Raw genomic sequence first — 16,891 nt, 5'->3', positions numbered from 1 at the left:
GGTCGGCGAGGATATCGCCGACCACGCGAAACCGGTCTCGCTCGAGAACGGGGTATTGAGTATCGCGGCCGAGTCCACCGCGTGGGCCACGCAGCTACGTCTGCTGCAGGCGCAGCTGCTCGCGAAGATCAGCGCGGCGGTGGGGCCCGGTGTCGTGCGTTCCCTGCGGATTTCCGGGCCGACGGCACCGAGCTGGCGCAAGGGGCAACGTCACATCCGGGGCCGCGGACCACGCGATACCTACGGATGAAAACCCGGTTTCACGTGGAACCCGCTCCCGTGTTCGCCGCCCCCGCGCCTCAGTGAACTCTCAGGCCGAATCTGCTGCTTCGAAACGGCCGGATCGCGAGGGGACCCGTGCCGGTCCGATTTCTCTCACCCAGGAAGCCGCCAGGGGTGTCGCAGGTGCACTGTAAGTTGGGCCGCGAAGTAGGATGTAAGAGTAAATCAGCGGCGATACCCTCGGCGCGTTGCGTGCAGCCCTCTGATCGGTCCCGGGCCCACGTGCGCTGTCCCACCGCCGTCCCGGGGATCAGCAAGTAAGGAGAGCTACCGACCAGTGGCTGCCAAAGACTCCAAAGCATCAGGCTCGAGCGCATCGGGAAAGCAGGACTACGGTGCCTCCTCCATCAAGGTCCTGGAAGGCCTCGAGGCGGTGCGGATGCGCCCGGGCATGTACATCGGCTCCACGGGTGAGCGCGGTTTGCACCACCTGATCTGGGAGGTCGTGGACAACTCCGTCGACGAGGCGATGGCCGGCCACGCCACCAGGGTCGAGGTCACGCTCCTCGCCGACGGCGGCGTCCAGGTCGTCGACGACGGCCGCGGTATTCCCGTCGCCATGCACGCCCAGGGCATTCCGACCATCGAGGTCGTCATGACCCAGCTGCATGCCGGCGGCAAGTTCGACTCCGATTCCTACGCGGTATCCGGCGGTCTGCACGGTGTCGGTATCTCCGTGGTCAACGCGCTGTCCAGCCGGCTCGAAGCCGAGGTGGAGACCGACGGGTATCACTGGAGCCAGACCTACAAGGACGCGGTCCCGGGGCAGCTGGTCCAGGGCGAGCCGACCAAGGCCACCGGCACCACCATCCGGTTCTGGGCCGATCCCGCGGTATTCGAGACCACCACCTACAACTTCGAGACCGTATCGCGGCGCCTGCAGGAGATGGCCTTCCTGAACAAGGGCCTGACCATCGTCCTGACCGACGAGCGCGTCAGCGATACCGAGATCACCGACGAGGTGGTCAGCGACACCGCCGAAGCGCCCAAGCACGACGACAACGGCGAGAAGCCCGCGGCCGAGCCCAAGGTGAAGACCCGCACCTACCACTACCCGGGCGGTCTGGAAGATTTCGTCCGGCACATCAACCGGACCAAGCAGCCGATCCACAACTCGGTGGTCTCGTTCAACGGTAAGGGCACCGGGCACGAGCTCGAGGTCGCGATGCAGTGGAATTCCGGCTACTCCGAGTCGGTGCACACCTTCGCCAACACCATCAACACCCATGAGGGCGGCACTCACGAAGAGGGGTTCCGTGCGGCGCTGACCACGGTCGTCAACCGGTACGCCAAGGAGAAGAAGCTTCTCAAGGAGAAGGACGGAAACCTCACCGGCGACGATATCCGCGAAGGCTTGGCCGCCATCGTCAGCGTCAAGGTGAGCGAGCCCCAGTTCGAGGGCCAGACCAAGACCAAACTCGGCAACACCGAGGTGAAGTCCTTCGTGCAGCGTGCCTGCAACGAGCATCTGGCGCACTGGTTCGAGGCCAACCCGGCGGACGCCAAGACCATCGTCAACAAGGCGGTGTCCTCGGCGCAGGCCCGGGTCGCGGCGCGGAAGGCCCGTGAGCTGGTCCGGCGCAAGAGCGCGACCGATATCGGCGGCCTGCCGGGCAAGCTGGCCGACTGCCGGTCCAAGGACCCGAGCAAATCCGAGATCTACATCGTCGAGGGCGACTCCGCCGGCGGTTCGGCCAAATCCGGCCGGGACTCCATGTACCAGGCGATCCTGCCGCTGCGCGGAAAGATCATCAACGTCGAGAAGGCGCGTATCGACAAGGTCCTCAAGAACGCCGAGGTCCAGTCGATCATCACCGCCTTCGGCACCGGTATCCACGACGAGTTCGATATCGCCAAGCTGCGGTATCACAAGATCGTGCTGATGGCCGACGCCGACGTCGACGGCCAGCACATCTCGACACTGCTGCTCACGTTGCTCTTCCGCTTCATGCGGCCGCTCATCGAGCACGGTCACGTGTTCCTGGCGCAGCCGCCCCTGTACAAGCTGAAGTGGCACCGGGTCGACCCCGAGTTCGCCTACTCCGACCGGGAGCGCGACGGGCTGCTCGAAGCCGGTCTGGCCGCCGGCAAGAAGATCAACAAGGACGACGGTATCCAGCGGTACAAGGGCCTCGGCGAGATGAACCCCAAGGAACTGTGGGAGACCACCATGGACCCCTCGGTCCGGGTGCTCCGTCAAGTGACGTTGGACGACGCCGCCGCGGCGGACGAGCTGTTCAGCGTCCTGATGGGCGAGGATGTGGCGGCGCGTCGCAGCTTCATCACCCGTAATGCCAAGGACGTCCGCTTCCTCGACGTATAGGGCGGTCCACCCGCAGCGCTCCCGCGCGCGGTGACCCGCCGTATCCCGTCAGTACCTAGGAGATTTCATGACCGACACAACCCTGCCGCCGGAGAGCGCGGGCGACCGGATCGAGCCGGTCGATATCCAGCAGGAGATGCAGAGCAGCTATATCGATTACGCGATGAGCGTGATCGTGGGCCGCGCGCTCCCCGAGGTCCGCGACGGCCTCAAGCCGGTGCACCGCCGGATCCTGTACGCGATGCACGACAACGGCTACCGGCCGGATCGCAGCTATGTGAAGTCCGCACGGCCGGTGGCCGACACGATGGGTAACTACCACCCGCACGGCGACTCGGCCATCTACGACACCCTGGTCCGCATGGCTCAACCCTGGGCCATGCGGTATCCGCTGGTCGACGGCCAGGGCAACTTCGGCAGCCGCGGTAACGACGGCGCCGCCGCCATGCGGTACACCGAATGCCGGCTCACCCCGCTGGCGATGGAACTGCTGCGCGAAATCGACCACGACACGGTCGATTTCATCCCGAACTACGACGGCAAGACCCAGGAACCGGTCGTCCTGCCCAGCCGCGTACCGAACATGCTGATGAACGGCAGCAACGGTATCGCGGTCGGTATGGCGACCAATATCCCGCCGCACAACCTGACCGAGCTGGCCGAGGCCATCTACTGGGTGCTCGACAACCACGACGCCGACGAGGAAGCCACCCTCGCGGCCTGTATGGAGCGAGTGAAGGGCCCGGACTTCCCGACCGCCGGCCTGATCGTCGGCACCCAGGGCATCCATGACGCCTACACCACCGGACGCGGATCCATCCGTATGCGCGGTGTGGTGGAGATCGAAGAGGACTCCCGCGGCCGCACCACGATCGTCATCACCGGTCTGCCGTACCAGGTCAACACCGACAATTTCATCAACGCGATCGCCGAACAGGTCAAGGACGGCCGGATCGCCGGGGTCGCCGATATCCACGACGAGTCCTCGGACCGGGTGGGCCTGCGCATCGTGGTCACCGTCAAGCGGGACGCGATCGCCAAGGTCGTGCTGAACAACCTGTACAAGCACACCCAGCTGCAGACCAGCTTCGGCGCGAACATGCTCTCCATCGTCGAGGGCGTCCCGCGCACCCTACGGCTGGATCAGATGATCCGGCTGTATGTGAACCATCAGCTGGAAGTCATCGTCCGGCGCACCCGCTACCTGCTGCGCAAGGCCGAGGAACGGGCGCATATCCTGCGCGGCCTGGTCAAGGCGCTGGATCAGCTGGACGAGGTCATCGCGTTGATCCGCCGGTCGGCCAATACCGATACCGCGCGGACCGGTCTGATGGAACTGCTCGATATCGACGAGACCCAGGCCACCGCGATCCTGGATATGCAGTTGCGGCGTCTCTCGGCGCTGGAACGGCAGAAGATCGTCGACGAACTGGCCAAGCTCGAGGCCGAAATCGCCGATCTGAAGGACATTCTGGAGAAGCCGGAACGGCAGCGTGCGATCGTCAAGGACGAGCTCGCCGAAATCGTGGAGCGCCACGGCGACGAGCGGCGGACCCAGATCATCTCCGCCGACGGCGATGTGGCCGACGAGGACCTGATCGCCCGTGAGGACGTGGTCGTCACCATCACCGAGACCGGGTACGCCAAGCGCACCAAGACCGACCTGTACCGCAGCCAGAAGCGCGGCGGCAAGGGCGTGCAGGGCGCGGGTCTGAAGCAGGACGATATCGTCCGGCACTTCTTCGTGACCTCCACCCACGACTGGTTGTTGTTCTTCACCAACAAGGGCCGTGTCTACCGGGCCAAGGCATATGAATTGCCGGAGGCCAACCGGACCGCGCGCGGGCAGCACGTAGCGAACCTGCTGGCCTTCCAGCCGGACGAGAAGATCGCCCAGGTAATCCGGATCAAGTCCTACGAGGACGCCGCCTACCTGGTGCTGGCCACGCAGAAGGGCCTGGTCAAGAAGTCGCGCCTGGTCGATTTCGACTCCAACCGCAGCGGCGGCATCGTGGCGGTGAACCTGCGCGACAACGACGAATTGGTCGGCGCCGTACTGTGTTCGGCCGAGGACGACCTGCTGCTGGTTTCGGCGCAGGGACAGTCGATCCGCTTCTCGGCCACCGACGAGGCGCTGCGGCCGATGGGACGCGCCACCTCCGGGGTGCAGGGTATGCGGTTCAATGCCGAGGATGCCCTGCTCTCGCTGAACGTGGTCCGTGACGGGACATATCTGCTGGTAGCGACCTCGGGCGGCTATGCCAAGCGGACCGCTATCGAGGAGTACACCGCACAGGGACGCGGCGGAAAAGGCGTATTGACGATCCAGTACGACACCCGGCGTGGCACCCTGGTGGGGGCGCTCATCGTCGACGACGACGACGAGTTGTATGCCATCACCTCCAGTGGAGGCGTTATCCGTACTGCCGCCCGGCAGGTGCGCAAGGCCGGTAGGCAGACCAAGGGCGTGCGATTGATGAACCTCGCCGAGGGCGATACCTTGCTTGCGATCGCACGTAACGCCGACGAGCCCGAGCAGATCGACGGCGGCGGTTCTCCCGAGCAGTAATCCCATATCGGCGGCAAAGAACGGATCCGAGGATTCCCATTGACCACTCCGAAACAGCCGAGCGACGAGCGGCAGCAGACGAACGGCGTGACCGAGCGGGTCACCCCGTCCCCGATTTCGCCGCGCCCGACTCAGCGGCCGGGCGAGGCCGCGGACCACGACCAGGCCGGTGGGCAGCCGGGCGGTAATCCGTCCGGCGGTTCGCCCGCCGGTGGTCCGCAGCCCGAAAAGCAGGAGCAGCAAGGCGAATTCGCGTCCGAATCGCGCAACGCCCCGGCGGACCGGAATCCAGGTCCGCCGGCCGGCGGCGGGCCGGGCGATCAGCAGGGCGGTGCCGGAAACCAACAGGGCGGCAAAGGACCCGAGGCGAACCGCTACCAGGAGGGCTGGTCGCAGTTGCCGCAGCGGGAACCGCAGTCCAACCTCTCGCGGCCCGGCCATATGCCGGTGGGCGGTGCGCAGCGGCCGGTAGGGCTCCAGGGCGGCGGGGGACTGCAGGGCGGCGGCCTGCAGGGCGGGGTCACCAATGCCCGCACCACCAGCGACCTGGCGGCCAAGGCGGCACGCAAGGAAGCGGCCATGGCCAAATCTGTTGGCCTGGACGGGCCCACGCGCAGTATCGCGCGTCCGGAGCTGGTGAAGGATATGCCGGACCTTTCCGAGATCCGGCATCCACTACCTCCGGAACAGCCGCCCAGCCCACAGCACAACCCGTACACACCGCCGGTCGCGGCCCCGTCCCCGCCGGCGGCGCCGCGTGGGCTGCCGCAGGCGGTACTGGGTGGAGAACCGTTGCGTGCCACCGTCCAGGTACGCCGGATCGATCCGTGGTCCACGCTGAAGATCACCCTGGTGATCAGCGTGGCCATGTTCTTCGTATGGATGATCGCGGTCGCGCTGCTGTACATGGTGCTGGCCGGGATGGGCGTCTGGGAGCGGCTCAACAGCACCTTCACCGATATGGTCTCCCCGGACAGTGGGTCGGTGGGGCTGATCGACGCGGGTACGGTCTTCGGCTATGCCGGGGTGATCGGGCTCATCAACGTCGTCCTGTTCACCGCCCTGGCCACGGTCGGCACATTCATCTACAACCAGTGCTGCGATATGGTCGGCGGTATCCAGGTCACCCTGGCCGACCCGGACTGAATTCGCGTATGTGGCGAAACGGCCGGCGCTCGTCTCCGGGTGCCGGCCGTTTCTCTTCTCGGCCGGGCTACGATGCCGTCGCTTTGACCAGCGGTTTTGGTTGAAATCACGGTTTCCTGTAGTCTCTGTTCTCGGTCGTCGAACTACAGTTGTCGCGAGAAACTACGGTTCGGTGAGCCCCGCGGGTCTATAGCTCAGGCGGTTAGAGCGCTTCGCTGATAACGAAGAGGTCGGAGGTTCAAGTCCTCCTAGACCCACACTTGTACGAGAACCGACAGCCCTCGAACCATCACGGTTCGAGGGCTGATTCGTTTCCGGACGCGCCTCTGGATACCGTCCGGTCCGGAATTGAGCTGTTCCGGGGTCACAGGACTAGGCTCGAGACCATGAAATACGTTCTCACCATCGGTATTGTCGCTGCGGTTCTCATCGGTATCAGCAAGCTGCGCCAGCGTGACGACGCCGACCTGTGGCACGAGGTCACCACCCGCTGACCCCGCCCCGGGCGGCGTTCGCAGTCGTCGCCGGCGGACCCGGTGACGGCCGGATCGCTGTGATCACGGCCGGGCCAGCAGTTCGATGACCGAGTACACCTGTTCGGTGGTCGGTGTCGGCAGATTGTCCCGGCCGTGGATCAACCCGAGCCCGATGTAGACCATGGCGCCCGCCCGCAGCCCGGCCTGGTTCTCGTCGAACCCCAGGTCCAGCATCGTCCGGTAGACCGTCTCGAATACCCGCTGGTCGAGGTTGCGTACCGCGTCGGCGACCTTGGGGTTGCCGCGAGACCATTCCCGCACCGTGGTCTCCACGATCCAGTGCCGGTGGTCGACGAGCATGGCGGCCATCTTCTCGATCCGTTCCTCCACCGGGATCTCCACGAAGTCGCCCAGCTCTCGTATCGTTTCGCTCTGTACCGCGCTCCAGCGGTCGGCCATTGCCGCCATGAGCTGTTCGATATCGTCGAAATGCCAGTAGAAGCTCCCCTTGGTGACGCCGAGCTCCTGGCACAACCGCGGAATCCTGATCGCCGCGACGCCTTCGCGCGACAGCAGGTTCAGTGCGCCGTCCACCCAGTCGTCGTAGGACAGGCGCGCGCTGCGGCGCCGCCGGGACTGTTGCGCGCGAGCCTTTTTCGATCGGGGTCGGGGTGGCGCCGTCCGGTCGTCGGATGGATCGGGGTGCGAAGCCGTGGACGAACCCGCCGTCATCGGTTCGACAGGTCAGCGCTGAGTCTCATACTCCGATGGTAGGGGAGGCGGCCGACGGCCTCGACGTATTCGCTCATCACGGCAGCTCGCCGGTCGGGCCTGCGGCCTGTGTCTCCGTCGGGGCGCGGGATTTTCCCGCGCCGAATCCATACCTTTGAGTACAGTACTTCCATACGAATAGGTATGTGTCAGGCCGCGCGCTCTGTCTCGGGTCCGCCGACCGGATTCGGGGCGGCCCGCCGGGCCGGTGAGGAGAGCAGCGATGTCGATACCAGCGGCGATACCGGCCGATACGGGAACGGACTCGCCGTGCCCGGCGGCCTTCCGCTATTGGCAGGCACGGGACACTCCAGCGATCAGGCGGGTCGAGCGGGCTTTCCGGACGCTGACCGGCTCGGCGCTCTTCCCCACCGATGAGCAGGCGCGGGCGCTGTGCGCGGATATGTTCGCCGGCGACCCGGTCGCGGAACGTTTCGTCGCGGAGGTGATGCGAGGGGAGTCGGGTCGTGAGCACGGCCGACAGCTACTGGAGACCGCCCTGCATGACGGTATCGGCGCGGTCCCCGATGCTCCCGCCGCCATGCGGCAGCTGTTCGACGAATTCGAGAAGGTGCCCGACTGGGTCCGCCCGGAACTTGTGGAACGCGGCGCCGCGGTCTGGCGGCGCTGGGGCACCGTGCTGTTCAGCTTCGCGGGTGCCGAGACATTGGAGATGTACACCGAATCCGCGGTCGCGACACCGCTTTCGCTGGCCGGTGGTTACGCCGGGGACAGCGCGCTGCGCCGCTTCCTGGAGACCTGCCGATTCTGGATGGACGTCTCGCAGCCCGGAGCGCTGCTGAGTCCGGGCTCGCAGGGGCGCGCCACCGCTCTGAAGGTGCGGATCATGCACGTCTCGGTGCGCGCGGGCGTGCAGCGGCATCCGGAATGGGAGAGGCCGCGGTGGGGGCTGCCGATCAGCCAGACCTACCAGTTGCTGACGCTGATCGCCGGGAGCACGATCCCCGGCCTGGGGCTCTGGGCACTGGGATACCAGACCACCCCCGCGGAGTTCCGGGCGCTCCTGCACTTCCAGAAGTACATGGGTTACCTGCTGGGTGTCCGGCTGACCTGGCACCCGGAGACCGTGGCCGACACGCTGCGCGTGATGGCGATGACGATGGTCGCCCGAGCGTACGACTCCGGTGCGCAGGGGGCCGAACTCATCGAGTCCTACCCCGCGGCGTTCGCCCCCCGTCCGGAGCAGCGTGGAATCGCCCGGCTGCGGGCGCACTACAACTATCGGATCAACTCGGCCTATGCGGCCCTCTACATGCTGCCCACCACCCGGCGCCGCTATCGGATGCCGGCGGCCTTCCCGTGGGTGCTCGTCCCCGTCGCCAGGATCCCGCTGGTCACGGCCGTGGAATTCCTTCGCCGGATCCCGCCGTTCGGCCGGGCGCACGAGCGGATCATGCTCTGGCACCGGGAGAACTGGTATCGCGAGCAGATGCAGGGCCGGGAAGCGGAGTTCGAGGCGACCGGCGCCCTGCGGCGCTGAGCGGCGGTCGCGGGTATCCTTGTTTGACGGTATCCGTGCCGGAACGCTAGTGTTTCGCAGGCGACTCGCGGCCCAGGCCGCACGGCTGCCCGGGGCCTTAGCTCAATTGGCAGAGCACTGCCTTTGCAAGGCAGGGGTTAGGGGTTCGATTCCCCTAGGCTCCACTTCCGGCGATCAGCAGGCGACTGCGGCCAGATGGCCGCGGTGCCTGTCTCCCCATTCCTCGAGCGGGCGCAGGGCCTGCGCGAGTTCCTCGCCGAGCGGGGTCAGCGAGTATTCGACTCGCGGCGGCACCTCCGCGTACACCTCCCGGCGGACCACGCCGCCGGCCTCGAGCTGACGCAGATTCTCGGTCAGCACTTTCTCGCTCACCCCCGTCAACGTCCGGCGGATCTGCCCGAACCGCTGCGGGCTCGCGCCGAGAACCCACATCAGGTGCAGTTTCCACTTACCCCCGACCAGGTCGATGGCCAGCGACATTCCGCATACCTCGTGATCCGCGTCACTCACGTCGGCCACCTTCTCCTCCTGACCTCGTTACGGACCTCGCGGTAAGCAACCGCAGCCGCAGGTGCGCTCTTGTCCGACTCTACCCGTGTGACCAGCATCGGTATCGGCGCCGCAACCAGCTGAACCACTACCGAGAAGGACATCGAATGTCTCAGGAGAAGATCCGGTCCGTCAGCGTCATCGGGCTGGGACCGATGGGCCGGGCGATGGTGCGAGCGTTCCTCGCCGCCGGAATCGAGGTCACCGTCTGGAATCGCAGCGGCGACAAGGCCGACGCAATGGTGGCCGAAGGCGCGAAACGGGCCGCGAGCGTGGCCGAAGCACTGGAAGCCAACGAGGTGACCGTGCTCAGCCTGACCCATTACGCGGCAATGTACGACGTACTGGGTCCGGCAGCCGGCAGCCTGCCCGGCAGGGTGATCGCCAACCTGTCCTCGGATTCGCCCGACAATGCGCGGAAGGGAGCGGCGTGGGTACGTGAGCGGGGTGCCGAATTCCTCTCCGGCGGTTTCATGTCCGCGGGCGACAATATCGCGCACCCGGCCTCCTACGTGTTCTACAGCGGTCCGCGAGAGGTCTTCGACGCCCATGCCGAACTTCTGCGGCCGCTGAGCCCGCAGGAATACGTCGGGGTGGACGACGGCCTGGCGCAGGTCTTCTATCAGGCGCTGCTGACCGTCTTCCATCCGTGGATGCTCGCCTACAACCAGGCGCTCGCTGTGATCGACCGCTCCGGCGTCGATATCGATCAGTTCCTGCCGTACGCAGTGCGATCGAGCGAGGCCTACCCGTTCTTCATGACCGAGTACGCCGCGGCGGCGAAGGCCGGCGGCTGGGGTGATCTCGCTTCCTACAAGATGATGGACGCGGGCGCGCAGCACGTCATCGATGCCAGTACCGAGGCCGGTGTCGATGCCACTCTTTCCCGTGCGGCACAGGGACTGTGGCGCCGCGCGCGGAGTGCGAGCGAACAGGCCGGCCGTCCGGTGCCCATTTTCGAACTGATGGGTGGCGGCGACTCCGCGTAGGTTCCGGCCGGGCCCGGCCTCCCGCCGCTACCCACGGGGGCCGGTCTCCGGGGCCGGATTCGCCAGCCGCGCCTTCTCCGTGATCGCGGCGGCGTACTCCAGATGGTCCACGCCCGGAAGCTGCTCCAGGGTCAGGCTTTCGATATCCCAGCGCGGCCGGGCGTCCGCGATGAACCGGATGGCGTCGCGGACGAATCGCTCGCCGGCCGGTTTACCGATATGCGCCGAGGGCGTGTACAAGCGGAGCCAGCCCAGCAGATCGGCTGCCGTGCCGTCGATCCCGGTGGCCGACACCGGCTCGCCCGCCGTGGAGGTATCCGGTAGCAGCAGACTGGTCGGTGAGATGCCGAGCGCGACGGCGAGGGCGAGGAGATCGTCCACGTCCACCCGGCGCTCACCCCGCTCGATCCGGGACAGACCGAGGACCGGAATCGGCCTGCCGATGGCCTCGAGCCTGCGCGCCAGATCGGCATAGCCGAGGTTCATCCGGTTGCGATACCGAAGGACGTTCGCACGCACAGTATCGCCCGTGGGGCCGAGCGGGTTCTTCTTGATCACCACCTGACCAGCGTTGTCTATCGTAATGATGTCGTCAACCATCATGATGATGTAGCGACCGAGGACACACTCGGCGGGCCTCTCGGGCCGAATCGATCAATCTGATATCTATCAAAATGATATGTAGAAGTATCGTTCTGATAGAAATACTGGTCCGATCAACTCGAGCGGGTCGCCATCAGGTAGGCCTGGGACGTTCTCTCCCCCTCCTCCGCCCGGCGCTCGATCCGGAAATCGACGGTGAATCCGTCCGCCATGAGGGAGTCGGCGAGCTCGTCGGCCGCGATTCGGTGGAAGTCCAGGTCGATGGGCCGGCCGTAGCCCTCGTCCAGATGCAGGACATCGGTGCCGGACTGGAAGGCCAGCAGCAGTCTGCCGCCGGGGCGCAGAATCCGCCGGAACTCGCCCAGCACAGCTTTGCGTTCGGTCGGCGGGATGTGGATGAGCGAATACCAGGCCACCACACCCGCCCGGCTCTCGTCGGGCAATTCGAGCGCGGTCATCGTCCCCACCTCGAAACCGATCTCCGGGAAGGCGTTCCGCGCTACTTCCACCATCGCCGGGGACAGATCGATACCGTGCACGCGCACCCCCAGCGTGGCCAGGAATCCGGCGATCCGGCCGGGGCCGGTCCCGATATCTGCCACCGGACCCGAATCGCCGACCGACTCGGCGAAGGCGGTGAGAACCGCTCGATCCCAATACCTTCTCTGCATTTCGCCGGCGGCGTGCTCGGCGTAGGCAGTGGCGATCGCGTCGTAACCGGCGCGCGTACGAGCGAGAAAAGAGGGTTCGGTCACCGGGAAGACAGTAGTGTCCGGGGCGCGGTCGTGACGTTCGCGGTGGCGGGGCGTAGCTTTGGTGGTGTCGACCCTGCAGAGACGAGGGAGAAGACCTGGTAATGCCTGCTACGGATTTCAGCGGGCCCGGGATCGACGGATCGGACTGGAGACGCGGGCGGGTCTTCTGGTTCGACTCGGAGAAGGGCTTCGGCTACATCAAACCGGACGACGGAACCGATCAGGTGTTCGTCGAATACCGGTGCATAGAGACCGACGGCTACCGCACTCTGCACGCGGGCCAGCCGGTGCTGTTCGTCAGCACGGCCCGGCCCCGTGGCCACGAGGCGGTGACGGTCCGGCCCGAGGCGGGCACCGGGCTGCCCGAGACCGCCCCGGGCGGCGGTAGCCGACGTTAGCGCCGGACTCGCATGGCGCCACAGATCGGCGCCGGCCAGGCCACCGCGGCGAGCGCCAGTTCCCGGTCGAGGGCGGCCGCGGTATCGGAGGCGAAGGCCGCGGCCGTACGGCTGCCCAGATCGACGTGAACGGCGATGAGCTCGAGCGTGGCGCTGAGCCGCCGAGTGGTGTCGTTCACCAGTAGCGCCATGGCGTGGACGGCCTTGTCCGAACGGTCGACTCCGCGTACGTGGACCGAAATCCGCTCGCCGACCCGGTTTTCGGAGTAGTACCTGATGTGATGTTCGCCGGTGAAGAAACCGGCGCCCCGGGTGGCGCGGTATTCGTCGGTGATGCCGGCCCGCTCGAAGACCGCGGTCGCGGCCGATACGCACAGCGAGAAGTAATGCGTGACGTTCATATGGTCGTTCTCGTCGCGGTAGGCCTCCGGGACCGTGAGCGGACCCAGTTCGCGGGGCAACGCCACCACCTGCTCGTAGCTGGGAATCGACATCGTCCCGGTCATGATCAGTTCCTACTCGTCCGAGGCGCAGTGTATCGATACCGCGAACAGCCCCCGGCCCGGCGGGTTCCGGGGCCGTTACGGCCGGCTCAGAGCGGCCGCAGGTCGATGACCTTGCGCAGTCGCGCCTTGTCGCGCTCGAGCCTGCGGGCCTCGTAGGCGATGGGGAAGTACCGCAGACGCTCCGGCAGCAGCGGCACCAGCCGGGCGAGGAACCAGCCGAGGATCCGCAGTGTGCGTTCGTCGGATTCGCTCCAGGTGAGACCGAGTTTGCGTCGGGCCGCCTCCGGTGTGGTGCCCACGGTGACGAAGTACTGCATCCGTCCGAACGGATCCGTCAGCACCCGCCATACCGGGCGCAGAGCCCGCGGCAACTGCGTGGGCGGGGCGATCTTCCGGATGACCTTCAGATAGTCCTTCGAGGTCTGGGTGGCTTCGAGATGGTTCTCCACCTGGTCGGCGAAGAACTTCTCGAAATCGGCGTAGGTCGCCGGCAGTTCCTTGGGCGGCACCGAGAAGTTGCGCATCAACTGCAGGGCTTCGCGGTAGTAATCCTCTTTCTCCGCCGCGGTGAGCGGACGTTTCGAGAAGTACTCGGCGTTCTCGGAGAAGGCGAAAGTGCCGGTGTGCAGCACCCAGGCCCACGGGCCGCTGGACAGTGCGGTGTGCCGGACACCATTGGCGTCGGTGGTGTTGAGGGTGGCGTGCATCTTGCGTAGCCGGTCGGTCTCGCCCAGCGATTCCTCCCCGCCGTAGGTCCACATCATCACCGCCGAGAGGCTGCGCACCGCGCGGCCGATCGGGTCGGTGCGGAAGGTGGAGTGGGCATCGACCACCGCGGAGATGGTGGGTTCCATGGTCTGCAGGAGGAAGGCCGATCCCGCGGTGAGCGAGAAGGTGATGAGGCCGGTTTCCTCCCAGGTCCGGGAACCAGGACCGAAGGGACGGCGCTCCACCGGAGCGTGCGTGTCGGTGGCTGCGACGGACGCGGTCATGCGGATCTCCCTTGATCTACTGCATCGATCTGATGAGACGATGATACTCCAAGCCTCTCACTATTGCGCCAAAGAGGCATGCGGCACCCGCGCGGTCCGAGGGCGGGAGTGCGCAGCGGTGCGCGATAGGCGTCCGCGGAGCGGAACGCGGTTCACGTGGTGAGGGAGAGCCCGGTCCGGTTGTACGGGGACGACGGAACGCGGATATGAGAGCGGGCCTCGGCGAAGGGGGGGAGTTAGCCGAGGCCCGCGTAAGGTCGGCCCGGGGGGGAGGGGCCGACGCAACCGATCCTACGCGATTTCGCGGAAATGCGCGCATAAGGGGCCCAAGAGTTTCGAACTTTTTTCGGTACAGGTCACAGTGGGATTCCGAGGTCGGTGTGCTGTGCGTGTGCCGGTCCGAACCGCTTGCGGGCCAACGGAATCGATCTATCAAACCGGCGTATTCCGCCCAGCGGAACACGGGGACGTGCGGGCTCTCGTCGAGTGCCGCACGGGGCGACTTGTCGGACCCCGCTGTCACTATGCCGTCGTGCACTGTGACCGTGCGCACGGCCACCTTCACCGTCGTGCTCCCAAGCCGGATCGAGCGACCGCGCCGACCGAGTCGAGCAGTGTGCTGGGCGCGATCTCGCGAGTGATGGATAGGGAAGCCGTCGCAATCCGGGCCGGCGCACGGCCCTCGGTGATGCGGGGAGGACGCCCGGAGAACCGGATAAATCGGATGAAAACCTGCGTGGCCGCGACGATACTGCACAGTAGCGGCCGGTGGCCGAAGCGCCTGAGGTCGGTGGCCAGCCGCCGGCGATATACGACTTGTCCTTGTCGAACACTCAGTTCAGGAGAATCATGCCCGACGCAATAGTCGCCGAGGGTCTCGTCAAACACTACGGCCGCCGAGTGCGCGCACTCGACGGTCTGGATCTGACTGTGCCCGAAGGCACGGTCACCGCTCTACTGGGACCGAACGGGGCCGGCAAGACCACCACCGTACGAGTGCTCACCACTCTGCTGGTGCCCGACGCCGGCCGGGCTACTGTCGCCGGGATCGATGTACTCGCCCGCCCGCGGGCGCTGCGCTCACGGATCGGGGCCTCTGGTCAGTACGCGGCTGTCGACGAGTATCTGACCGGTTTCGAAAACCTGGAGATGGTCGGGCGGCTGTACCACATGGGCACGCGACGCAGCAAAGAACGCGCGCGCGAGCTGCTGGAGAGGTTCCGCCTCAGTGATGCCGCCGACCGGCCGGTCCGCGGCTATTCCGGCGGTATGCGTCGCCGGCTCGACCTGGCCGGAGCGCTGGTGGCCAATCCGCCGGTGCTGTTCCTGGACGAACCCACCACGGGCCTGGATCCGCGGGCCCGGCTGGATCTCTGGGACGTCATCGAAGAACTCGTCGCCGGTGGAACCACCCTGTTGCTGACGACCCAGTACATGGAAGAGGCCGACCGCCTCGCGGATGCCATCGCGGTCATCGACCGGGGCCAGGTGATCGCCCGCGGCACCGCCGACGAACTGAAGAGCATGGTCGGTGGCGACCGGATCGAGCTGACCGTCGATCACCCCGACAATCTGGCTGTGGCCCAGCGGGCGCTGGTGCCGTTGGCCGACGGCGATATCCACGTCGAACCCGGGCTGCGCCGACTGGTGGTCCCGGTCAGTGACGGTTCCCAGGCACTGGTCGCCGCCATCGGAAAACTGAGCGACGAGGGCGTGAAGATCCAGGACGTCGGATTGCGGCGGCCCTCGCTCGACGATGTGTTCCTCACGCTCACCGGGCACGAAGCCGAGGAAACCACGGTCGACACCGGCGAATACGAGCAGGCCGGAGACACCGATGGAGACGGCCGCACCGGAGGCTCCGCCGCGACGGAGCCTTCCGGCGGAGTCGCTGCGGTACGCGCGGAGGAAGCAATCGAGGCGATGGAAGGAAGAAGCAGATGACCGCGCTGGCGAGCGTCGGCGATATCGGGGAGAACCCCACCGTGGTCGAGCGGCTGTCCATGGTGGTCAGCGACAGTCTGACCGTCACCAAGCGCAATGTGATCAAGATAAAGCGAGTGCCCGACGTGCTGATCTTCAGCACCCTCTCGCCGATCATGTTCGTCCTGCTTTTCGCCTACATCTTCGGTACCGCCATCAAGGTGCCCGGGATGGAGGGCGGCTACCGGGAATTCCTGATAGCGGGCATCTTCGTGCAGACGGTGGTGTTCGGGTCCACGTTCACCGGACTCAGCCTGGCCGAGGATATGCAGAAGGGCATCATCGATCGTTTCCGCTCGCTGCCCATGGCCCCGTCCTCGGTGCTGATCGGGCGCACGGTCAGCGACGTGGTGATCAATGTGGTCAGCCTGGTGGTCATGTCGGTGACCGGGTTGGTGGTCGGCTGGCGGATCCGCGGGTCGGTCGTGGACGCGGTCCTGGCCTACGTCCTGCTGCTGCTGTTCGCCTACGCGATCTCCTGGATCATGGCCGTGGTCGGCCTGATCGTCCGTACGCCCGAGGTGTTCAACAACGCCAGTTTCATGGTGATCTTCCCGCTCACCTTCTTGGCCAACACCTTCGTGCCGATGGATGAACTGCCGACTCCGCTGCGCGTTTTCGCTGAATGGAATCCGGTATCGGCGCTCACTCAGGCCTCCCGGGAACTGTTCGGCAATGCCGCCCCGCTCACCGCGGAATCGACGGCCTGGTCGATGCGGCATCCGGTGGCGACCACCCTGATCTGGGTGGTCATCATCCTGGCCGTCTTCGTACCGCTGGCGCTGCGGCAATACCGCAAGACCGTCAGCCGCTGAGCACGGGTCAGTCCGCGGGGGCTTCGGACTCGTCCGGGGTCACCGCGGCGCCGTTGCGTGTATAGCCGATCCGGGGCGGCGCCGGGGCCGGCTCGGGAGGTTGCGGGCGCTTACTGCGCACCAGCCACGCGGTACCACCCGCCGCGGTCACCGCGGCGGCGGCCAGCAACCGGTAGCGCGAACGACTGGATGGACGCAGTGGCCTCGAGCTCATGGCTCAACTCTGGCACAGC

At 66.3% G+C, this 16,891-nt stretch carries 17 protein-coding genes and 2 tRNA genes; 12 read left to right on the top strand and 7 right to left on the bottom strand.

What is annotated here, in order from left to right; genetic code table 11:
- The 6 genes from ABZV91_RS07495 to ABZV91_RS07470 all read left to right on the top strand — a co-directional run.
- A partial coding sequence (locus tag ABZV91_RS07495; protein ID WP_355236878.1) for a DciA family protein occupies positions 1–250 on the top strand: 250 nt, incomplete at its 5' end.
- Positions 251–559: 309 nt separating this feature from the next.
- Entirely contained in the window at positions 560–2,605 is a 2,046-nt protein-coding gene (gyrB, locus tag ABZV91_RS07490; RefSeq protein ID WP_355236876.1) for a DNA topoisomerase (ATP-hydrolyzing) subunit B, read from the top strand.
- A gap of 67 nt (positions 2,606–2,672) precedes the next feature.
- Positions 2,673–5,174, top strand: a complete 2,502-nt coding sequence (gene gyrA, locus ABZV91_RS07485; RefSeq protein ID WP_355236873.1) for a DNA gyrase subunit A — start codon at positions 2,673–2,675, stop codon at positions 5,172–5,174.
- A 39-nt stretch (positions 5,175–5,213) separates the two neighbouring features.
- On the top strand, positions 5,214–6,320 hold the full coding sequence (locus ABZV91_RS07480) for a DUF3566 domain-containing protein (RefSeq protein ID WP_355236870.1): 1,107 nt from the start codon (positions 5,214–5,216) through the stop codon (positions 6,318–6,320).
- Between the two features lie 183 nt (positions 6,321–6,503).
- A tRNA-Ile gene (locus tag ABZV91_RS07475) sits at positions 6,504–6,577 on the top strand.
- Between the two features lie 129 nt (positions 6,578–6,706).
- Positions 6,707–6,814, top strand: coding sequence for a DLW-39 family protein (locus ABZV91_RS07470; RefSeq protein WP_218000722.1), 108 nt, complete (start codon positions 6,707–6,709; stop codon positions 6,812–6,814).
- A gap of 63 nt (positions 6,815–6,877) precedes the next feature.
- On the opposite strand, the gene ABZV91_RS07465 is transcribed toward ABZV91_RS07470, so the two are convergent.
- Positions 6,878–7,390, bottom strand: a complete 513-nt coding sequence (locus tag ABZV91_RS07465) for a TetR/AcrR family transcriptional regulator (RefSeq protein WP_355236868.1) — start codon at positions 7,388–7,390, stop codon at positions 6,878–6,880.
- A 400-nt stretch (positions 7,391–7,790) separates the two neighbouring features.
- On the opposite strand from ABZV91_RS07465, the gene ABZV91_RS07460 reads away from it, so the two are divergent.
- Both ABZV91_RS07460 and ABZV91_RS07455 read left to right on the top strand, forming a co-directional pair.
- Entirely contained in the window at positions 7,791–9,068 is a 1,278-nt protein-coding gene (locus ABZV91_RS07460; RefSeq protein ID WP_355236866.1) for an oxygenase MpaB family protein, read from the top strand.
- 91 nt (positions 9,069–9,159) lie between these two features.
- A tRNA-Ala gene (locus ABZV91_RS07455) sits at positions 9,160–9,232 on the top strand.
- Between the two features lie 10 nt (positions 9,233–9,242).
- Here ABZV91_RS07455 and ABZV91_RS07450 read toward each other — a convergent pair.
- Positions 9,243–9,548 carry a helix-turn-helix domain-containing protein gene (locus ABZV91_RS07450; RefSeq protein ID WP_355236915.1) on the bottom strand — a complete coding sequence of 102 codons (306 nt, stop codon included), beginning with the start codon at positions 9,546–9,548 and terminating at the stop codon, positions 9,243–9,245.
- A 149-nt stretch (positions 9,549–9,697) separates the two neighbouring features.
- Between ABZV91_RS07450 and ABZV91_RS07445 the strand changes: the two genes are divergently transcribed.
- Entirely contained in the window at positions 9,698–10,606 is a 909-nt protein-coding gene (locus ABZV91_RS07445; protein WP_355236912.1) for an NAD(P)-binding domain-containing protein, read from the top strand.
- 27 nt (positions 10,607–10,633) lie between these two features.
- On the opposite strand, the gene ABZV91_RS07440 is transcribed toward ABZV91_RS07445, so the two are convergent.
- Together ABZV91_RS07440 and ABZV91_RS07435 are read right to left on the bottom strand one after the other, a co-directional pair.
- On the bottom strand, positions 10,634–11,209 hold the full coding sequence (locus ABZV91_RS07440) for a helix-turn-helix transcriptional regulator (protein WP_355236863.1): 576 nt from the start codon (positions 11,207–11,209) through the stop codon (positions 10,634–10,636).
- A gap of 113 nt (positions 11,210–11,322) precedes the next feature.
- Positions 11,323–11,964, bottom strand: coding sequence for a class I SAM-dependent methyltransferase (locus ABZV91_RS07435; protein WP_355236861.1), 642 nt, complete (start codon positions 11,962–11,964; stop codon positions 11,323–11,325).
- 101 nt (positions 11,965–12,065) lie between these two features.
- Between ABZV91_RS07435 and ABZV91_RS07430 the strand changes: the two genes are divergently transcribed.
- Positions 12,066–12,362, top strand: a complete 297-nt coding sequence (locus ABZV91_RS07430) for a cold shock domain-containing protein (RefSeq protein WP_355236858.1) — start codon at positions 12,066–12,068, stop codon at positions 12,360–12,362.
- On the opposite strand, the gene ABZV91_RS07425 is transcribed toward ABZV91_RS07430, so the two are convergent.
- A complete protein-coding gene (locus ABZV91_RS07425) occupies positions 12,359–12,868 on the bottom strand; it encodes a thioesterase family protein (protein WP_355236855.1) in 510 nt (169 codons plus the stop codon). The two genes, ABZV91_RS07430 and ABZV91_RS07425, sit on opposite strands and share 4 nt — an antisense overlap.
- Positions 12,869–12,954: 86 nt before the next feature.
- Positions 12,955–13,860 carry an oxygenase MpaB family protein gene (locus ABZV91_RS07420; RefSeq protein ID WP_355236852.1) on the bottom strand — a complete coding sequence of 302 codons (906 nt, stop codon included), beginning with the start codon at positions 13,858–13,860 and terminating at the stop codon, positions 12,955–12,957.
- 849 nt (positions 13,861–14,709) lie between these two features.
- Between ABZV91_RS07420 and ABZV91_RS07415 the strand changes: the two genes are divergently transcribed.
- Entirely contained in the window at positions 14,710–15,804 is a 1,095-nt protein-coding gene (locus ABZV91_RS07415; RefSeq protein WP_355236849.1) for an ATP-binding cassette domain-containing protein, read from the top strand.
- 59 nt (positions 15,805–15,863) lie between these two features.
- Entirely contained in the window at positions 15,864–16,658 is a 795-nt protein-coding gene (locus ABZV91_RS07410; RefSeq protein WP_355236909.1) for an ABC transporter permease, read from the top strand.
- A 7-nt stretch (positions 16,659–16,665) separates the two neighbouring features.
- Here ABZV91_RS07410 and ABZV91_RS07405 read toward each other — a convergent pair whose 3' ends face one another.
- A complete protein-coding gene (locus tag ABZV91_RS07405) occupies positions 16,666–16,872 on the bottom strand; it encodes a hypothetical protein (RefSeq protein ID WP_355236846.1) in 207 nt (68 codons plus the stop codon).
- Positions 16,873–16,891 lie beyond the last annotated feature (19 nt).

This window comes from Nocardia sp. NPDC004568 (assembly GCF_040609955.1).
In the GTDB taxonomy this organism is placed as follows: domain Bacteria; phylum Actinomycetota; class Actinomycetes; order Mycobacteriales; family Mycobacteriaceae; genus Nocardia.
This window is presented reverse-complemented; position numbering and strand designations above follow the sequence as displayed.

Bases quoted from the DNA above. Each gene is read 5' to 3' on its own strand.
- gyrA (WP_355236873.1), top strand. From the start codon at position 2,673: ATGACCGACACAACCCTGCCGCCGGAGAGCGCGGGCGACCGGATCGAG.
- ABZV91_RS07470 (WP_218000722.1), top strand. From the start codon at position 6,707: ATGAAATACGTTCTCACCATCGGTATTGTCGCTGCGGTTCTCATCGGT.
- ABZV91_RS07460 (WP_355236866.1), top strand. From the start codon at position 7,791: ATGTCGATACCAGCGGCGATACCGGCCGATACGGGAACGGACTCGCCG.
- ABZV91_RS07450 (WP_355236915.1), bottom strand. From the start codon at position 9,548: ATGTCGCTGGCCATCGACCTGGTCGGGGGTAAGTGGAAACTGCACCTG.
- ABZV91_RS07440 (WP_355236863.1), bottom strand. From the start codon at position 11,209: ATGATGGTTGACGACATCATTACGATAGACAACGCTGGTCAGGTGGTG.
- ABZV91_RS07430 (WP_355236858.1), top strand. From the start codon at position 12,066: ATGCCTGCTACGGATTTCAGCGGGCCCGGGATCGACGGATCGGACTGG.
- ABZV91_RS07425 (WP_355236855.1), bottom strand. From the start codon at position 12,868: ATGACCGGGACGATGTCGATTCCCAGCTACGAGCAGGTGGTGGCGTTG.
- ABZV91_RS07420 (WP_355236852.1), bottom strand. From the start codon at position 13,860: ATGACCGCGTCCGTCGCAGCCACCGACACGCACGCTCCGGTGGAGCGC.
- ABZV91_RS07415 (WP_355236849.1), top strand. From the start codon at position 14,710: ATGCCCGACGCAATAGTCGCCGAGGGTCTCGTCAAACACTACGGCCGC.
- ABZV91_RS07410 (WP_355236909.1), top strand. From the start codon at position 15,864: ATGGTGGTCAGCGACAGTCTGACCGTCACCAAGCGCAATGTGATCAAG.
- ABZV91_RS07405 (WP_355236846.1), bottom strand. From the start codon at position 16,872: ATGAGCTCGAGGCCACTGCGTCCATCCAGTCGTTCGCGCTACCGGTTG.